Source organism: Leptospira noguchii serovar Panama str. CZ214, from assembly GCF_000306255.2.
GTDB lineage: Bacteria > Spirochaetota > Leptospiria > Leptospirales > Leptospiraceae > Leptospira > Leptospira noguchii.
Map to the genome: position 1 here is coordinate 38,596 of NZ_AKWY02000004.1, position 17,045 is coordinate 55,640.

At 35.2% G+C, this 17,045-nt stretch carries 12 protein-coding genes and 5 pseudogenes; 9 read left to right on the plus strand and 8 right to left on the minus strand.

The genetic code is table 11. The features are described from left to right. Positions 1 to 3 precede the first annotated feature (3 nt). Positions 4 to 183, plus strand: coding sequence for a hypothetical protein (locus LEP1GSC059_RS22705; protein ID WP_020980232.1), 180 nt, complete (start codon positions 4 to 6; stop codon positions 181 to 183). Here the strand turns inward: LEP1GSC059_RS22705 and LEP1GSC059_RS01890 are convergent. Further along, positions 145 to 348 (minus strand): annotated as a pseudogene (locus LEP1GSC059_RS01890) (transposase); the annotation flags it as partial. The gene LEP1GSC059_RS22705 and the pseudogene LEP1GSC059_RS01890 overlap by 39 nt on opposite strands. Positions 349 to 640: 292 nt before the next feature. On the opposite strand from LEP1GSC059_RS01890, the gene LEP1GSC059_RS01895 reads away from it, so the two are divergent. Beyond that, on the plus strand, positions 641 to 1,660 hold the full coding sequence (locus tag LEP1GSC059_RS01895; protein WP_017215382.1) for an IS481 family transposase: 1,020 nt from the start codon (positions 641 to 643) through the stop codon (positions 1,658 to 1,660). A gap of 65 nt (positions 1,661 to 1,725) precedes the next feature. On the opposite strand, the pseudogene LEP1GSC059_RS24770 reads toward LEP1GSC059_RS01895, so the two are convergent. From LEP1GSC059_RS24770 to LEP1GSC059_RS01915, 4 genes and pseudogenes are all read right to left on the minus strand, one after another. Further along, positions 1,726 to 2,108, minus strand: a pseudogene (locus LEP1GSC059_RS24770) (IS5/IS1182 family transposase); the annotation flags it as partial. 92 nt (positions 2,109 to 2,200) lie between these two features. Continuing rightward, a pseudogene (locus LEP1GSC059_RS24775) lies at positions 2,201 to 2,693 on the minus strand (transposase); the annotation flags it as partial. Positions 2,694 to 2,862: 169 nt separating this feature from the next. After that, complete coding sequence (locus LEP1GSC059_RS01910) at positions 2,863 to 4,125, minus strand: amidohydrolase family protein (protein ID WP_002176837.1); 1,263 nt, start codon at positions 4,123 to 4,125, stop codon at positions 2,863 to 2,865. 751 nt (positions 4,126 to 4,876) lie between these two features. Continuing rightward, positions 4,877 to 5,494, minus strand: coding sequence for an LIC_10572 family protein (locus tag LEP1GSC059_RS01915; RefSeq protein ID WP_017215377.1), 618 nt, complete (start codon positions 5,492 to 5,494; stop codon positions 4,877 to 4,879). 141 nt (positions 5,495 to 5,635) lie between these two features. On the opposite strand from LEP1GSC059_RS01915, the gene LEP1GSC059_RS01920 reads away from it, so the two are divergent. From LEP1GSC059_RS01920 to LEP1GSC059_RS01930, 3 genes are all read left to right on the plus strand, one after another. After that, positions 5,636 to 6,925 (plus strand): homoserine dehydrogenase, encoded by a 1,290-nt coding sequence (locus tag LEP1GSC059_RS01920; RefSeq protein ID WP_002176833.1) that lies wholly within the window; start codon positions 5,636 to 5,638, stop codon positions 6,923 to 6,925. A 98-nt stretch (positions 6,926 to 7,023) separates the two neighbouring features. Then, positions 7,024 to 7,398, plus strand: a complete 375-nt coding sequence (locus LEP1GSC059_RS01925; protein WP_002152643.1) for an STAS domain-containing protein — start codon at positions 7,024 to 7,026, stop codon at positions 7,396 to 7,398. Positions 7,399 to 8,466: 1,068 nt separating this feature from the next. Further along, on the plus strand, positions 8,467 to 9,006 hold the full coding sequence (locus tag LEP1GSC059_RS01930; RefSeq protein ID WP_017215376.1) for a DUF1564 domain-containing protein: 540 nt from the start codon (positions 8,467 to 8,469) through the stop codon (positions 9,004 to 9,006). A gap of 69 nt (positions 9,007 to 9,075) precedes the next feature. Here LEP1GSC059_RS01930 and LEP1GSC059_RS01935 read toward each other — a convergent pair whose 3' ends face one another. Together LEP1GSC059_RS01935 and LEP1GSC059_RS01940 are read right to left on the minus strand one after the other, a co-directional pair. Beyond that, positions 9,076 to 9,819, minus strand: coding sequence for a GNAT family N-acetyltransferase (locus LEP1GSC059_RS01935; protein WP_002176836.1), 744 nt, complete (start codon positions 9,817 to 9,819; stop codon positions 9,076 to 9,078). A 936-nt stretch (positions 9,820 to 10,755) separates the two neighbouring features. Continuing rightward, the gene (locus tag LEP1GSC059_RS01940) at positions 10,756 to 11,559 is read right to left on the minus strand and encodes an enoyl-CoA hydratase/isomerase family protein (RefSeq protein ID WP_002176848.1); all 804 of its coding nucleotides are present in this window, start codon (positions 11,557 to 11,559) and stop codon (positions 10,756 to 10,758) included. Positions 11,560 to 12,328: 769 nt separating this feature from the next. Here LEP1GSC059_RS01940 and LEP1GSC059_RS21090 point away from each other — a divergent pair. From LEP1GSC059_RS21090 to rdgB, 4 genes and pseudogenes are all read left to right on the plus strand, one after another. Next, a pseudogene (locus tag LEP1GSC059_RS21090) lies at positions 12,329 to 13,220 on the plus strand (IS982 family transposase). Positions 13,221 to 13,265: 45 nt separating this feature from the next. After that, positions 13,266 to 13,454 (plus strand): annotated as a pseudogene (locus LEP1GSC059_RS24780) (integrase core domain-containing protein); the annotation flags it as partial. A 369-nt stretch (positions 13,455 to 13,823) separates the two neighbouring features. Further along, the gene (locus LEP1GSC059_RS01950; protein WP_000406975.1) at positions 13,824 to 14,162 is read left to right on the plus strand and encodes an STAS domain-containing protein; all 339 of its coding nucleotides are present in this window, start codon (positions 13,824 to 13,826) and stop codon (positions 14,160 to 14,162) included. Continuing rightward, positions 14,159 to 14,752, plus strand: a complete 594-nt coding sequence (gene rdgB / locus LEP1GSC059_RS01955; RefSeq protein ID WP_017215370.1) for an RdgB/HAM1 family non-canonical purine NTP pyrophosphatase — start codon at positions 14,159 to 14,161, stop codon at positions 14,750 to 14,752. Before LEP1GSC059_RS01950 ends, rdgB begins: the two co-directional genes overlap by 4 nt. A gap of 640 nt (positions 14,753 to 15,392) precedes the next feature. Here rdgB and LEP1GSC059_RS01965 read toward each other — a convergent pair. After that, positions 15,393 to 17,027, minus strand: coding sequence for an ABC-F family ATPase (locus tag LEP1GSC059_RS01965; protein WP_002178118.1), 1,635 nt, complete (start codon positions 17,025 to 17,027; stop codon positions 15,393 to 15,395). Between the last annotated feature and the right edge of the window lie 18 nt (positions 17,028 to 17,045).

A 17,045-nucleotide genomic window follows, 5' to 3' on the forward strand; every position in this document is an offset into this window, starting at 1 on the left:
AAAATGGATAGGACTACTGCTTGTAAGTTGATAAAACTTTTGGCAGAAGCTTTATTTCTTTCACTTGGTTCAATGAATACTCTTCCCACAAATGAAATTTCAGATCTCAAAAGAAAGTTGAAGAAGTTAAAAAAACTGAAGTATTTAGTCGTCCCTAAAAAAGATAAGGGAAGATACGATTAAAAAAAGAACAAAAAAAGCTCGAATGAGCTTAGAGAAATTAAACCCAGCAACAGCGAATATAGCATTGATACGATCGCCTTCTTTACCTTTGAGAAAATTTTGAATCATATTGTGATCGTGTTTCAGATGAGAAATAATCGGTTCAATAGCAGATCTTCGATTCATCCACAACGAGTCATATTCTTTCTGCTTTTATTGGAAAGATAAATTTGAACATCCTCGGGATGATGATCGCGTCCTTTGTAAACCGTCGAGCGACCATAGAAGCAAGACGCTGACTTTCAAGAATGGTTGAGCTAATAAAGATTCTTCGAAAAACGTTTGGATTTGTTAAAAAAGGACATTTTTATGGGGACTTACTAAATTCAAATGTAATAGTTAGAAGTTGATCTTACACTCCTTAAAAACTAACAAGGAGAAAAAGAAGACGACAGCACAAAAGATAATCAAAAACAAGATGGGCCTCTTGAAGTTAGCAAAGACTTTGGGAAACGTATCGAAGGCTTGTAACGTAATGGGCTATTCGAGAGATAGCTTCTATCGTTTTCAAGAGTTATACGAGAAGGGAGGCGAACTTGCCCTCCAGGATCTGAGTAGACGCAAACCGAATCCTAAGAATCGTATCGAACCTGAAAAAGAAGAAGCGGTAAAGAAAATGGCGATCGACTTTCCCGCGTATGGTCAGCAGAGAGCATCGAATGAATTGAAAAAGCAAGAAATCATAGTGGCTCCTGCGACTGTTCGAAGTGTATGGGTTCGTCACGATTTGGAGACTTTCTCCAAAAGACTGAAAGCTTTAGAAGCATTCATGGCTCAAGGCAATTCTCCCGTATTAACCGAATCGCAAGTCCAAGCATTAGAAAAAAGGAAATTAGAAAAACAAGTAGAAGGTGAAATAGAAACGGAACATCCGGGATACCTGGGATGCCAAGATACGTATTACGTGGGCACAATCAAGGGTGTAGGAAGAATTTACCAGCAAACCTTTATCGACTCCTATTCTAAAGTGGCGATGACAAAACTTTACGACAGAAAGAATGCGTTAGTAGCTGCCGATATGTTAAACGACAAAGTGATCCCTTGGTTCGAAGAAGAAGGCGTTCGCTTGTTGAGGATTCTAACCGATAGAGGAACCGAGTATTGTGGAAATAGAGAACATCATGAGTTCCAACTATTCCTTGCCGTGGAAGATATAGACCATTCGAAAACAAAAGCCAGACATCCTCAATCGAACGGGATTTGTGAAAGATTTCACCGAACCATTCAAGATGAATTCTATGCAGTCGCTTTCAGGAAGAAGGTATACAACTCGATCGAAGATTTGCAAAAGAATTTGGATCAGTGGATCGATTCGTATAACTACGAAAGAACGCATCAAGGCAAGTATTGTTTCGGTAAAACTCCGATACAAACTTTTCTTGACGCAAAGGAATTAGCTAAGAATAAGTATCTCGACAACTTACAATTTTCGTTATAAACAGGAACGGAGTGTCTGATCTAATATTGGCTATTACAATTCAAACCGAGTCTTCGAAGTTTTGAAACATTCATATAGACTTCCTTAGGTCGAAGACCAACAATCTTTTCCATTTGATTGATGGCGTCTTTCAAAGTATGACCATCATACGGATTACCATGTAAGGCTTGAACCCCAACAATCCAATTAGATTTACTGGTAGTAACTAAACTAACTTTACAACTAAATTCACATCTCTTATGAGATTTACCTTTAGAAATACATTCCATTTCCGGAGCATGAATGCTGTAGATTTTATTTTGCTTTGTGTTAAGATTCGTTCGGAGATTTCTAAAATGGATTTAATTCGTATATTAGGATTTTATACTTTTCTTTCTATATCCCGTTTACTTTGTTTCGCATGAAAATAACGTCCTTGTTTAAGGAATTCTAATTTACCTTTTCGTTTACAGCGTATCTCAAAACTTAATCTTACTTTACAAAAAAATTAAGCTGCAAGATTCTGTTCCCTCACCAGTTTCTTTCGTATGAAAAACTGGTGAGGTTATGATACAGCTTTGCGTCCTTTGGAAAGGTGATCGCTTTCTCCTGAACACACTTCACTCTTCTAAACTTTGATCTGGCCTTTTAGTTGACCGAATAAGATCGTCTCTTCTAAAAATTTCTCTACTCCATCCGAACCGATTCGTTTTCGCCACTTTACTAAACTCGTTGGATCACAAGGGAATCATGTTCGAAATATTCATTTCCGCAAAAATGTTGCCAATACGGATTTTCCAAATAACCTTCTACTACTTTCTCATCTGACAAGTTATACGCGTGTTTCAAGTAGTGAAGTCCAACTAACAATCGTATTTGTAAGCGGGTTTCCCATCTTCTCTGTGTAGTATTCTCCGAATTCTTTCTCAAACTTTTCCCAGTCTATCCTGTTCGCTATTTGATACAATGGATGTCTATGATCCAGGATCTGATCTAACCTGTTGCGAAATAGTTCACCTTGATTCTTTTGTTTTTGATTCGATCCATCTGGGATAGTGTTTTATGTGCGTTATTCGCCATTCTAACACTTTTTCAGGGACGACTAATTAGGTTTTCACCTTGCAATAGCTTTAATCTCAGGACATGTCATTCTAAACAAGAATCTTAGCAGTATTTTTTTTGGAAAAACGTAATTTGTGGTAGTTTCCACAGACAACATCAATTTACTTCATCTGTTTTCCAAGAAAAAACACAGCTTCAATCGAACCTGGAAATTCGAAATTTTCAAAAGGAGACCAACCAGATTTACTTTTGATTTCTTCCTTTAAAAACTTCTTTGGTTTTTTTAAATTTAACACCGTAAAGTTGGCAGAGTAATTCGGTTCGATCCTTCCAAAACCTTTTCCGAATTTTTCGGGAAGATACTCGTTCACAAAATCGCCTGGATTTTTTGCGCAGATTCTTGCGATCGTTTTTAATTCCACACCCGCCTTCAAAATCAACCACGTTACAAAAAGTGAATATGTATCCAGTTGAGAAATACCGCTTGTACCTTTACGTTTTTCTTCGATACTATGAGGAGCGTGATCCGTAGCAAGATAATCGATCCAACCTTGTTTAACTCCTTCCAGCATCCTTTCTCGATCTTCCTTATTTCTCAGAGGAGGATTCATCTGAAACCAATGACGATTTTCCGGAGTTAACATAGACCTATCAAAAAACAAATGAGTAGGAGTGACTTCGCAAGTGACTTTAATTCCTTTTTGTTTTGCAAATTTGATCTTATTTAAACCTTCTCCGGTAGAATAATGGCAAAGTTTACCTCTGAGATTGTATTTTTCGATTAAATACAATGCAAAGTTAGTCGCCGTCGTTTCTGCTTCAGCCGGTCTTCTATCTTCGTGAAACGTTTCGTTCTGAAATTTTTCTAAAATTTCCGGATCTTCGCAGTGGAAACTTACATTCTCACCCATATAATTGGAAATTGTATCTTCCAAGGTTTGATTGTTATGAAAAAAAAGTTCTCCAATACTCGGGCCCATAAAAACCTTATAAGGCACTGATTTTTTCAGTGGTTTCGTATCCGGTCCGATTCCCGCATATAACGTTATGTGTATATTTGAACGATCGGCTAACTTTCGTTTTTTTGAATATGAATTTTCGTCAATCGGAGGAATTGGATTATTCGGCATATCTGCCACATGAATCACTCCACCGTTGACGGCGGCGGCACTTGCAGAAACAAAATCTTCTTTATAAGTATGTTTACCACTTTCGTCCTCTCTCGCATGAATATGAATGTCTCCAAATCCCGGAAAAATCACAGTCTCTAAAGAATCGAATTGAATTTCATCTTCTTGGCGTTGTGAATTAAATTTTTTTTGTTCTAAAACGGTTGAAATTAATCCTGTTTTAGAATCCCATTCCACGGTTCCTAAAAAGTCTTTCTCATGAGTAACGATCCTACCAGATATTTTTTTAATCATCTAAAATCCTTTTTGAGTAAACTTGGAAGATCGTAACAACTCAGAATTTTAGTTTCATCTTCCTTTATCAATAACTTCTTTCCAAAGTTCTTTTTATTAGAGTTGTTAAAAAATTCCATAGTCCAGACTAACAAAACTGCTTCAATCGACTGTTTTCATAAAACAGAAGTAGATGGAGATTCATTTTTTAACAACTCTATTGAATCTTCTTTGAACGCAGGTTTTATGTAAAAAAAATTGGGAAAATTTTTTACAAAAGTAAGAGTTCCCACTTTTATTTTTCCACTACAAAACAAACTTTTAAGAAACGATCCCTCTAGAATTTACATAAAATAACTCATTCCTAGAAAAAACTTCATTCGAATTTAGATTTATCTATGAGACAAAGTTTTGAAAAATGAAACACTTACGCAAATACCACGAATAAAGTGTCACTATGCTTCCGATCTAAAATATTCCCTTCTACCAGAACACAACATGTAAACTTTCCTAAAGTGACGGTTTGTGGGAGCTATTACATTTTCGGAGTTCATTCGTAAAATCGCGTTTTGTGTAAGTTCCCACATCCAACTTTATTAGATTTATTGAAAAATTTCATAGTGACGATCAATAAAACTGCTTCAATCGACCGTTTCCATGAAACAGAAACTAGTGGTAAATTAATTTTTCAACAACCCTATTTAATAAAACTCCATTTCGCCAACTGATTCGTTCAATTGGGTAACATTCACAAAACACAATTATATCGATTTCACTTAACGCAGATTACGTTATATTTCATCGTTCCAGGACTGCTTATTTCAGAGCCATCCTTAAAATTCACTGAAAAATAATAACCCGCTGCTTCTCCATCTTGACTAGAAGACCAAAAGATTCCCGCGTTTCGTAGTTTCTGATCTGCTCTTTTACTGAAAGTTTTAAGCTGATCCTTTCCGGGTAAACGTTTGGATTTTTCTTCACAGATTTCCTTTGCTTGAATCCAACTTGTAGATCTCTGAAAAGTATCATCCCAACCACGTTTACCATAAACGGGAGTTTTTGTATGATAGTTTTCGCAAATGAAATAACTAAAAATTCCTAAAAGTAAAATACTAACGATAAAGATCACTCTCGCAATCAGTTTCCCGCTTTCTTGAGATGTTCTTATTTTAGGAGAAGAATTTTTTTCTAAAACGAGTTCTTTACTTTTACGTGTAAACTCTTGATTTCTTTGAAAATTTTTTCCTTGTTGCTGCTGACGCTGTTGGTGAGTAGATCTTACTCTCTGCTCGCTTCCGCCTCGGTTGGAATCAGCATTTTCTCGATTTCCTCCCGAACCCTTATGATTGGAATGATGTTTCTTTCTAGGAGGCCTTCTTTTATTTGCCATTTGGACCTGTGTCTTTAAATTTAAAAACTTTTACTTGATTGGTAACAGAAAAATGAATCGTTGTAAATTAAAATTTCAATCCTTCTAAGAACATCACTTTTGCATTTGAATCTTACTCGCAAGTTACGAAGATGGTAAACCATGGAACGCATTCGTATTGGATTGATCGGCGCCGGAACCGTCGGATCAGGGGTCATCGAAATTTTAAAAAAAGAAAGTAAGAAGTATCTTGAAAAATTTGGAATAGAACTGATCCTTTCCTCCGTTTGTACTCGAACTCCCGAGAAAATCAGAACAGAACTTCAAAGTTTTCCTAACTGCAAATTAGAATCCGATTATCAAAAGCTCATCACAAATCCTGAAATCGACATGATCTTAGAACTCGTGGGTGGAACGGACATTGCTTATTCAATCGTAAAAGACGCGTTAAAGTACGGTAAAACTGTAATTACTGCAAACAAGGCCTTACTTTCACAAAAAGGAGATGAGTTATTTTCTTTTGCTCAAGAAAGGGGTTTGGAAATCGGAATGGAGGCTTCAGTTGCAGGCGCCATTCCAGTAATTCGTTCTATCAAATCCGGTTTGGGTTCTGATTCATTTCTTTCCTTATATGGTATTCTCAACGGAACGACAAATTTTATTCTTTCCAAAATGGAATCTGAAAATCTAGATTATTCGGAAGCCCTTCGTATCGCTCAAGATTTGGGTTTTGCGGAAAAAGATCCTACCTTCGACGTGGAAGGAATCGATACAGCTCACAAAATTAGTATTTTAGGAAGTTTAGCTTTCTCCGAAAAAATTCCTTTACAGAGCGTACAAATCGAAGGTATAACAAAGATTAGCGGATTGGATATTCGATTTGCGAGCGAACTTGGCTATAGAATTAAACTTCTTGGATTAGTAAGGAAGTTATCTCATAAAATCGAGGCCCGAGTTCAACCCGTAATGATTCCTATTAAACATCCGTTCGCAAATATTATGAACGAGATGAATGCAGTCTATTATCAAACCGCTTATGCAGGGCCGGGTATGTTTGTGGGTAAGGGAGCTGGATCTTTACCCACGGCCTCTTCGGTTGTCTCCGATATTCTTTATTATGGAGCGAGAAGAAACAAGGGTATTTTTCAGGAAAAAAATATTTTTCCACAAGCTACAATTTCAGAAGCTAATGTTTCTTTAGTACGCTACTATCTCAGGTTTACTACCGTAGATTTACCTGGAGTTCTTTCTGAAATCTCTAAAATACTAGGGGACCACGGGATTTCAATCTCTTCAGTAAGACAAAATGAAACTGAAAAAGAACCCGTTGAAGTTGTAGTAATTACACATCCCGCAACGGAAGAAAATATTAAAAATTCATTGAAGATCATAGATGGGTTGTCTCTAATCCGACATACTTCGGTTGCAATTCGATTAGAGGATAAACTCTGAAAACCTCCCTACTCGAACGTGAATCTGGAAGATTCTTCGAAGTGTCAGTAATAGAATTTAAAAAAAAATGTTCTTATAAACATAGTTAAGGAATTTTCATGGCGAGAGTAGAATTTGATTCATTATACATCGAGACTTCAAGAACAAGTCTTTCTGATAAGGAAGTCCAACTCGTTGTATTCAACGGGAAGGTGACTAATTCCAATTCTTTTGAAATTTCTCGGAAAATTCATTTTATCTTTGAAGAAGAAATTTACAATATCATTTTAGATCTTTCCAACTTAGAATATATCAACAGCGTAGGAGTTGCGACGATTCTTACACTAATCAAAACAGTAGATCAGCATTCGGGTAAGATTGTTATTGGAGGTCTTAATCATTTTTTAGAAAATGTAATTCGTTTAATGGAACTCCCTAAAAAAGTTCAAATCTATCATTCTATCGAGGAAGCTCAAAAAGCCTTTTCTTCTTAAGGGGATTTTAACACATTACACTGGCTCTAAATTCTGGGCATCTCACTCCAAATCAATGATTTATTTTTTCACGCTCAAGTGGAATGATCTAACAAGAATTTTTCTGTAAAATGCTGTGCGGTAGTTCCCACAACCATAACCCACAGGAAAATCTAAATTCTTGTATAAGGTTCGGTGTAAGAATATTGGGAAAAATTTTTCTATAAGATATGAGTTCCCACGTTTTATTTCTTTGCTATAAAATAAAACGTGGGAACTCACATAAAATTATAATTTTACAGTAAAATTTTCAAATACTCAGGTAGATTTTTAATACGATTCGAAGAAAAAGATTTTATGAATCTTCAATTGAAAACGAATAGTCATTTATCCATTAAGATCTATCCAAAATACTTAGGATTGTAGGACCTCCTGCGTTTTATATTAACGTAAGTTCGGTGTACCTCAATGCGAAAGTAGTTATTTGTTGCACCATCGAACGACAACGACTCGTAGTGTGAGATGCTGAGTTACTCAAACGAAAACTGCCGTCTAACAACAAGAAAGTGTTAGATCTTGTCTTGGTTTATACATTTTATTCGCCAAGATTTTCTTACGCTAAATTCGCGTTATCACTGAAAACTATTAGAGTACTAAGAGCTTATCCCAAAACCTTCCAATGTGGGAACTACTGCATTTTATTAAAAATCTCTAAAGAATTATCCCATAAAATCTTTGAGTATTGGGACAATTACTAAATCTAATTCTGGCTAAACAAAAATTTATCTCAAAGTTTACGATGTTTTATTATAATGGATCAGTAAAATCGAATTTCTTCGTGGAATCGCCGTTTTACGATTTTCATTCAATAAAAAATTCATTAGAATTGTTGAAAAATTTCATAATTCAGATTAATAAAACTGCTTCAATGACCATTTCTATGAAATAGATGGAGAATTCATTTTTCAAAAACTCTATTCTATAATGGTTCCTTAAAATAAAAATTGTAGATTTTAAAATGGATCAATTTTTAACTTTTTTCTTCTAAAATTCACTCCCATTCACTCCTTAGCTGAAACTGTTATTAATATGGGAACTTTATTATTAAACTCCAACTTTGAAGTTAATTCTTCTCTTGGTAAAAACCGTTCTGAAACTGTTACTTTGTTGATTCCAGAAAAAACCTGGATTCATTTTTCCGAAAAGGATCGAAAACTTCTTTCCAAAAAAATTCCTGAACTTCTAAAAATCTATGGGAAATATCTTTCTACTACGAAACGACTTGGTAAAAACGCTGGAAGAACCTTATATCAACCCAGTCCAGGAAAACATAAAATGAAACGTGTTAACGTCCGGGTCAATACCGCAAGTTGGACTCTGTTCGGCACCCTTGCACAAGCTCATGGTGTATCTCGTTGTTATCTTTTCAATTATCTTCTTTGGTTGGATTCTTTGGGTGTTGGAAATTCAATTGTAAATACAGTTAACGCTGGGGTTCCTACCTTTCATCGCTCTTACAGTTATATACTCCACTTAAACTTGATGAACAATCAAGTAACTCGTAAATTACAATATAAACCTAAATCCTATTTCGAAACATTAGAAACCCGGAAATGGTCTCCATATTAGAAAATAATTAAATATCCAAAGGAAATGATTTTGAAGAAAATTGCCGGATGTGGGACCTCCTCAATTATATTATAGCTTACCCCAATGACGGAGCAAAATAGAATTCTCAAAACCAAATTTTTCGTAAATTTTTTTTCCTGCCTGTGTCGCGTGTAAAATAATAAAGCCGGAAAAAACCTCTCTTATTTCACCTAATATATGTTCAACGATATTAGACGCATAACCTAAACCCCTATAATTTCGATCGGTTGTGATAGAATATAAACCAAAGGATTCTCCATCGAAAAAAGTCATTCCTGTTGTAGTCATTTGACCATTTGCAAAACCTCCATACAAACGAAAAGAATTTAGATTTAGCAACTTAGAATATAAGTTTAATCGATCGTCAGATTCAAAAGAATCATTTAAAATTTTTAACCAAACTTTTAGATCTTTATCAGATTTTATTTTTTGAATATTCAAGTCTGTATTTGACTTTTTGTTAAGTGAAATCACATTTCCTTTCAAGAACATTCCAATCTGTTTATCACAGAAATTATATCCGAGTTTATAAATAGAGGTCTCGTGAACTCTCGTATTTAAGAAATCCAATATATAAGGATCAAATCCCTTAAGTCTTAGATCTTTAATTTCTAGAAATAAATCTTCGAGTTGTAAATTTCCCTTTAAGACAATCCTCGTAAACCAATTTGAATCTGGATTCGAATAAAAATCGAAGCTTTTATAATTAAAAATAGGAGTTCCCATCAAATTGGAAAGAGTCCGAAAAAGATTAACGTAATTTTCCGTGATTTCTACGACTTTCGCTTGCATTGCGAATTCCTCTCTATTTAGAGCTTATAATAAAAATACCCAATATTTTGCACCAAAACGGTGTTTTACGATAAAGATTAACAGCACTCAATTTTATAGAAATCAGTATATAAAAAAATTATGATAACCTAACATGAGTTTGGTAGAAAGAACTTTTAATTTATCTTTCTTCAATAAAATGTGATAGTTCCCACAGATCAAATACCTCTTTTTTATCCTTTTTACGATTTAGAATCGTTCTTTCACAAAGAAATTTTGCGGTAGTTCCCACAAAATCCTATCCCATTACAAACCAACTCTATAATACAAACAAAAGAAATACTACTTTTGTTTTGAGCTTTCTTCTAGTTTCATTTTCACCGGCTTTTACGTAGCTTCTGGATGTTTTATGGTAATTTTGTTTTTGATTCGATCCATCTCATAATCTTACCCGCAAACATTTAGATCTCAAAATAAATCTGTCGGAATTACGACAAATCCTCTGTAAAACTTACATCCTAGAACGCGATCCATAGAGAGCCCCCGTTCTGCTGAGTTTAAACGTGATCTGTCGAGCGCCAATAGAAGCGAGACGCTGAGTTTGAGAGAGCGTTGCATGAGTTTTCCCTAATTTTTTGGTGACGAACGATCCATAGAAAGCGAGTCGCTGAAGTTCAGAAGATTTTCAAGACTTTTCTCTATCAGAAAAACATACTTTTTGCAAGTAAAAGACTCATTCTGTCGGAACACTTGAAAAATGTGCGTTTTTGATCCTTCTGATTCTAAAATACTCTTCAACTGTGGATAAAGTTATGGCTCCATCTGATAGCAGTTTATTTGCGTTATTCGCCATTTTAACACTTTTTCAGAGACGACTATTATTTTTGAATCTTCACTAAAATGCAGTAGTTCCCACATCGACAGCTTTAAGATGATTCTAAACCAAACTCACATGATTTATGAATAATTTGCTGTATGAGTTAATACAGGTCTTCTTTTTTCTTTATTTGCAGTCATTGCTTCCAAAAGATTTGGAATGATACTCGACTGGGTTTTAAAAAGATACGCTAACTCTTTCGAAGCAGACTTTGCAGCCTCTAACGCTTCTTTGTTCAAAGCTCTTTTAGTTTCCACTGTTACGGAAGCCGGAACCCGGTTAAGAACATTGATCTTACTCAAGGATTTTTTTCTTAATTCTTCCAAAGAAGCTCCTACTTCGCTTAACAATCCGTTTCGAACCGCGTCAGAGGGTTTATAAAGTGCGCCTTCCATAGCAGCTTCGGATACGGAAGAAGGAAGCATCACTTGTCTCATTCTAATGATTAATGCAGATGTAATTGGCAATCCAACTAATGGCTCCGCAAACCCGATTCTACCCTTTCCATCTACCATATATCTATAATCGCACGTGTAAGCTATGATCGCTCCACCTCCAACGGCATTACCACCGACTTCGGCAATTAAAGGTTTTGGAAAACTAATCAGAGATTCGAACATTTCGAAAATTCCGGCCATAATTTTTGCAATTTCATCAACAGAGGAATTTAAAATAGCATCCGGATCAAGTCCCACACAAAAATCTCCATCGGGTCCGGAAATAATTCCCGCCCTAATCTCTTGGTCTATGGTAAATTCTTTCAATATATCACACATCTCGTGAATCAATGAAAGTGTCAATGTCATTGGTCCACCGTCAGATACCAGTTTCATAACACCAATTTTTGAATCTTTAGAAGTAATTATTTCTTTTGCGAGTTTCATACGATTGCTTTTGATCTCCTGGATTTAAAATCCTTCGATTGATTTACAAAGTGAACATTTGATAATCTTGGATCAAACTTATTTTCTTCTCAGGACGTAATTCTTATGAAAAAATAAACTGTTTGAATTTTAAACTTTCGATTCTACTGATTTCTATAAAATTGAATGCCGTGAATTCTTATCACCAAAATACTGTTTCCCGTGCAAAATATTAAAATACTCTGTTATATAGTTTTGAGTAAGAACTTTATCCCAAAGGTTTAAATGTAACCCTCTTAACCTGTCCTGAAAAAGTCAAAAGAATCAAATTTCAAAAATAAGGACAGAATGTAGTATTATAATATTGTCTAATGGCCAAGTAATAACAGTAGTTTTGATTTCTTTTAAAAGAAAATGATTTTGCGAAAAATTATTTAAACGTGAGTTCAACGTAAGAAAACCTGGGAGAATCTGGCTGCCATAAGCAGCGGACCGGGCTCTCAGCTATGGTCAATAAATTTTATACAGGAACGTTATACAACTTATCGTCGTAGATTTCAATTTAGAACGCGATCCATAGAGAGCGTTCTGCTGAGTTTAACGCGATCTGTCGAGCGCCAATAGAAGCGAGACTCTGAGTTTGAGAGAGCGTTCTGCTGAGTTCCCCGCACGATCCCTTTCACGTTATTTTAACGTGAGTTCGGCGTAAGGTGGGAAAAAAGAGAAAGATCTTGTACTCAAAAGCGCCAGATCCATATTGAACCAAACTTTCAGCAAAAAGGAGTTCAATATGGATCTGACATCAATATTTTGTGCAATAGACGATTATTGTACACAACAAAAAATAAATTGGAACGGGAAAATATTGAGTCCCGTGGCAGGAAAAAGAAATCGTAAATTTCAGCTCAGCCTGAGTGAGGTAGCAACAATCGTAGTTTATTTTCATCTTTCTCATTATAGAGAATTTAAAAATTTTTATTTGATAGAAATAAAAAAGAATCTGAAATCCGAATTCCCAAAAGCGGTAAGTTACAATCGTTTCGTTGAACTGATGCCTAACGTGTTAGCTGTTATAGCTTCCTTTCTATCCAACACTTGTATGGGAAAATGTTCCGGAATATCGTTCATTGATTCTACAATTCTCAAAGTATGCGACAACAGAAGAATCCATTCTCATAAAGTATTTAAAAACATTGCACAACGAGGGAAATCAAGCACAGGCTGGTTTTACGGCTTTAAATTACATTTAATCGTAAATGATCAAGGTGAAATATTATCATTTATGGTCACTCCTGGAAACGTCGACGACAGAAACTCGAAAGTGATTTTCCCACTTGTTAAAAAGATTTACGATAAACTTTTCGGAGATAGAGGATACATCAGTCAATCTCTATTTGAAAGTCTTTATGAAAAGGGAATTCAACTCATTACAAAACTTAAAAAGAATATGAAAATAAATTAATGCCCTTGGTTGATAAAATTCTTCTAAGAAAAAGAGCTATCATTGAATCGGTTAACGATGAACTTAAAATATCTGCCAAATTCAACATACTAGACATCGGAGTTTTTGCAATTGGGCTGTTAATCTTTTAAGTGGTTTAGTTGCATTTTCATTCTTTCCAAAAAAACCGTCTTTGAATTTGAGATCTAAAGACAATTTGCAACTTTTAATCTCTCCTTAGACCGAATTCACGTTATTTTAACTCAGGAGAAAACGAATATTCAATCAATACAACGTATATGTAGAACGTTTTCATTAAACTTTACTCGATGAACATTTTAGAATCGCAAATTCTAAAAATCGATTGAAGAAATACAAATTGATTTGGAAATTTTCTTGGAAAAATACAATTACAAAAGAACACAGAACTCCTTTCCAAGTCTTCGTCGAAAAAGTCAAGAGAACGATAAGCTAAGTTCAAAGGGCTAGTCAATTTCTTTCAGAAAATACTATCTAACTAAAACAAGTTCGAAACTTCGAAATCACAAACCATCCAACATCTAATGGGAAAAAGTAGATTCAAAACTCTTTCTTTTTTGTATCAAGTCCATCCGAAACTACTCTTCAATTTGAAACTCACAATTTCTACAATAACAAAAAACTTTTATGAAAAGCAGTAGTTCCCACAATTCGTTCAAAAGAAAAAAGATAAACTTTGGCAAAAATGGAAATTCTATCCTCAGAGAAGGCCAAATTCTCAAAAAATGCACTAAAAATCCGATCCCGAACCCGTTTTTTGGTTGAAAAACCCTATTCAAACAGCCAAAGAAGTAACGGAACAACTATGGAAATAACTGTACAAGACGACATTCATATTATAAAAATTGCAGGGTCCATTCTTCAGTCTGATAGTGAGGAATTAGACCGTAATCTGAGCGAGCATAATTTTGATCCAAGTCCTAAGATCATTATCGATCTGACAGAAGTAAATCATATCTGCTCTACCGCGTTAGGTATCATTGTTTCTTATAAAAAGAAATTTAAAAGCGCAGAAGGTGACATTATTATCGTAATCAACGATGAGGATCTGTTGCAACTTTTCGAAATCACGATGTTGGACAAGGTTTTTAAAATAGTTCCGAATATCGAAGACGCATTCGATGAATTTAAACTGAACCCTTGAAGCGACAACTCGCTCTCGCCACAAACAACCCAAACAAAGTAAAAGAAGTAAGCTCCATTCTCATGGAGCTAGGGATTCAAATCCTTACACCCAAGGATCTGAAAGTTTCTTTTAATCCTGAAGAAACAGGTTCTACATTTCAAGAAAACGCTCTCATAAAAGCAAAAGAATTGTTTCGTTTAACTAAAATTCCTTCAATCGCGGACGACTCTGGAATTTGTGTTTCTGCCCTCGAAGACGAACCGGGGGTTTATTCGGCTAGATTTGGAGGTCCAGAACTGAATGATGAAGGTAGAGCGCTTCTTCTTTTAGAAAAACTGAAAGAAAATCAGAATCGCAACGCCTATTATGCTTGTGCAATCGCTTATGTGGACGAATCTACTGAACAGAGTTTCGAAGGTAGATGTGAAGGATTTATTTCAGAAGAATATGATAAAATCGGAATATATGGTTTTGGTTATGATCCTATTTTCATTTTCCCGCCGTTTCAAAAGCCTTTTTCACAAATCCCTGAAACAGACAAGAACTCAGTCTCTCATAGAAAAAAAGCTTTAGACGAGCTTTTAAAATTTCTTAAAACGAAACCATAAAAATTACTTTAAGAAAATTTATAAAATAGATTTTTAATTTTCTGATTATCACTAAATTGTAACCTGTAAAGACAAATAAATAGAGTTATTAAAAAACGTGAGTTCGGCAAATTTTCTAAAAATACGCACTTCTACAATTTTAGAATTTGTTTGTAAAACCGTGATTTGCAGTAGTTCCCACATTTTAAGTTTTTAGGACAAGTTTTTTATGAAATTCATGCTTACTTTTGTTATCATTTTTTGTTCTGGTCATACGCTCTTAGCTCAGAAAAACGATAACAAAAAAAACATATCCGATATGAATTTCGATATAAACGTTAATAATTTTAATAAATTAAAAACGATCCATTCTATATTCCATGATCCTGATATAAAGATAATTGAATACTACTGGAAAAGTATTATAGAACAAATCGACATGGAAGCAAAATAATAAATTATTAATCCGATTATTGCGTTTAGAATTTTTTTAAGATGAACATCTTCAAAACTTAAGAGTTTTCACAAATTATATCAGATTTAGGCGATTTACCGATTTTAAAGGATATTTTTTGATTCGATTTTAGTGTGAGTTCCTATATTTTACGGGTTTCGTTTTTGGGACAACTCGGTATAAAATTTCTTAAATTTTGGCCTTTCCTCAACTTTCTGCGAGAACAGGACCACCGGATAAACGTTTGTAGAATTCCGCGCCTTCTCTTTCCAAGAAATCTTCATAAGTTCCTTTAAAGTCACGAATTCCTTCGGTAGAAACTTCGATCACACGGGTCGCGAGTGAAGATACAAATTCTCTATCATGAGAAACGAATATTACAGTTCCCTCAAATATGGAAAGTGCATAGTTCAAAGCTTCTATCGTTTCCAAATCCAAATGGTTTGTAGGTTCGTCGAGAGCCAAAAGATTATCTCCAGTGATAATCATCCTTCCTATAATGAGCCTGGACTTTTCTCCTCCAGAAAGTACACTCGTTGGTTTTTTAGCCATATCTCCGCTGAACAACATTCTTCCCAATATCGCACGGATCTCTTCCATTTCAGTTCCTGGATCGGCGTATCTGTAAAGCCAGTCCACCAGTGTATCAGAATCTTCTAATATACCTTCTCTATGATCCTGTGGAAAAATAGAAGAAGTAACCGAATCTCCCATTGCTACTTTTCCGGTATCCGGCTCAATCTGTTTCATCAACGTTTTTAAAAGAGTGGTTTTTCCAACGCCGTTAGTTCCGATAATTGCAATCTTCTCACCTTTGGTAATATTAATCGTAAAATCCTTGAATATGGATCTATCATAAGACTTAGAAATATTATCCGCAAGAATCACGTCCTTACCCAAAGTTTTTTTCATCTTAAAACGAATGTAAGGTGAAACCCTAGAAGAAGGTTTGACGTCGTCTAATTTGATCTTCTCAATTTGTTTCTGTCTGGAAGTAGCTTGTTTAGACTTACTCGCGTTTGCACTAAATCGATTTACGAAATCCTGTAGTTCAGCGATCTTTTCTTTCTTACGTTTATTTTCGTCTAACAAACGTTCGCGGGCCATTGTGGAAGCTTCCATAAAGTCGTCGTAGTTGCCCGGATAAACTGTCAATGATTGATAATCTAAATCCGCAATATGAGTCGCTATCGAATTGATAAAGTGACGGTCGTGAGAAATTACAATGACTACTCCACGGTAGTTAGTTAAAAATTCTTCTAACCAATGAATGGTCTTAATATCTAAGTGGTTGGTAGGCTCATCCAAAAGAAGTATATCTGGTTTTTGGAATAATACCTGGGCCAAAAGAACCCTAAGTTTAAATCCTCCAGTTAAATATGCAAGAGTTTGAGTATGACTTGAAGTAGGAATTCCTAATCCTTCTAGTAATTCTCCTGCTGTACTTTCTGCTTCGTATCCGCCTAGTTCTCCGTATTTTTCTTCCAGTTCGGAAACTCTGATTCCGTCTTCGTCAGACATCTCTGGTTTAGAATAGATTGTATCTCTTTCCTGAGAAACTTCCCAAAGTTCTTTGTCTCCCATGATGACTGTATTCAGAACGGTTTCATTTTCATACTCATAGTGATCTTGTTTTAAGTATCCTAGTTTTAAGCCCGCGTCTATGGAAACAGAACCACTCGCCGCCTGCTCCATTCCTGCTAGAATTTTCATAAATGTGGATTTACCGGAACCATTTGCTCCAATCAATCCGTATCTGCAATTTTCTTTAAACTTTACGGTAACGTTCTCAAAAAGTACCTTTTTACCAAAGTTTAAAGTCAGTCCGGAAGTGCTGATCATTTAGGATACCTGCCTCAT

Bases quoted from the DNA above. Each gene is read 5' to 3' on its own strand.
- LEP1GSC059_RS22705 (WP_020980232.1), top strand. From the start codon at position 4: ATGGATAGGACTACTGCTTGTAAGTTGATAAAACTTTTGGCAGAAGCT.
- LEP1GSC059_RS01895 (WP_017215382.1), top strand. From the start codon at position 641: ATGGGCCTCTTGAAGTTAGCAAAGACTTTGGGAAACGTATCGAAGGCT.
- LEP1GSC059_RS01910 (WP_002176837.1), bottom strand. From the start codon at position 4,125: ATGATTAAAAAAATATCTGGTAGGATCGTTACTCATGAGAAAGACTTT.
- LEP1GSC059_RS01915 (WP_017215377.1), bottom strand. From the start codon at position 5,494: ATGGCAAATAAAAGAAGGCCTCCTAGAAAGAAACATCATTCCAATCAT.
- LEP1GSC059_RS01920 (WP_002176833.1), top strand. From the start codon at position 5,636: ATGGAACGCATTCGTATTGGATTGATCGGCGCCGGAACCGTCGGATCA.
- LEP1GSC059_RS01925 (WP_002152643.1), top strand. From the start codon at position 7,024: ATGGCGAGAGTAGAATTTGATTCATTATACATCGAGACTTCAAGAACA.
- LEP1GSC059_RS01930 (WP_017215376.1), top strand. From the start codon at position 8,467: ATGGGAACTTTATTATTAAACTCCAACTTTGAAGTTAATTCTTCTCTT.
- LEP1GSC059_RS01935 (WP_002176836.1), bottom strand. From the start codon at position 9,819: ATGCAAGCGAAAGTCGTAGAAATCACGGAAAATTACGTTAATCTTTTT.
- LEP1GSC059_RS01940 (WP_002176848.1), bottom strand. From the start codon at position 11,559: ATGAAACTCGCAAAAGAAATAATTACTTCTAAAGATTCAAAAATTGGT.
- LEP1GSC059_RS01950 (WP_000406975.1), top strand. From the start codon at position 13,824: ATGGAAATAACTGTACAAGACGACATTCATATTATAAAAATTGCAGGG.
- LEP1GSC059_RS01965 (WP_002178118.1), bottom strand. From the start codon at position 17,027: ATGATCAGCACTTCCGGACTGACTTTAAACTTTGGTAAAAAGGTACTT.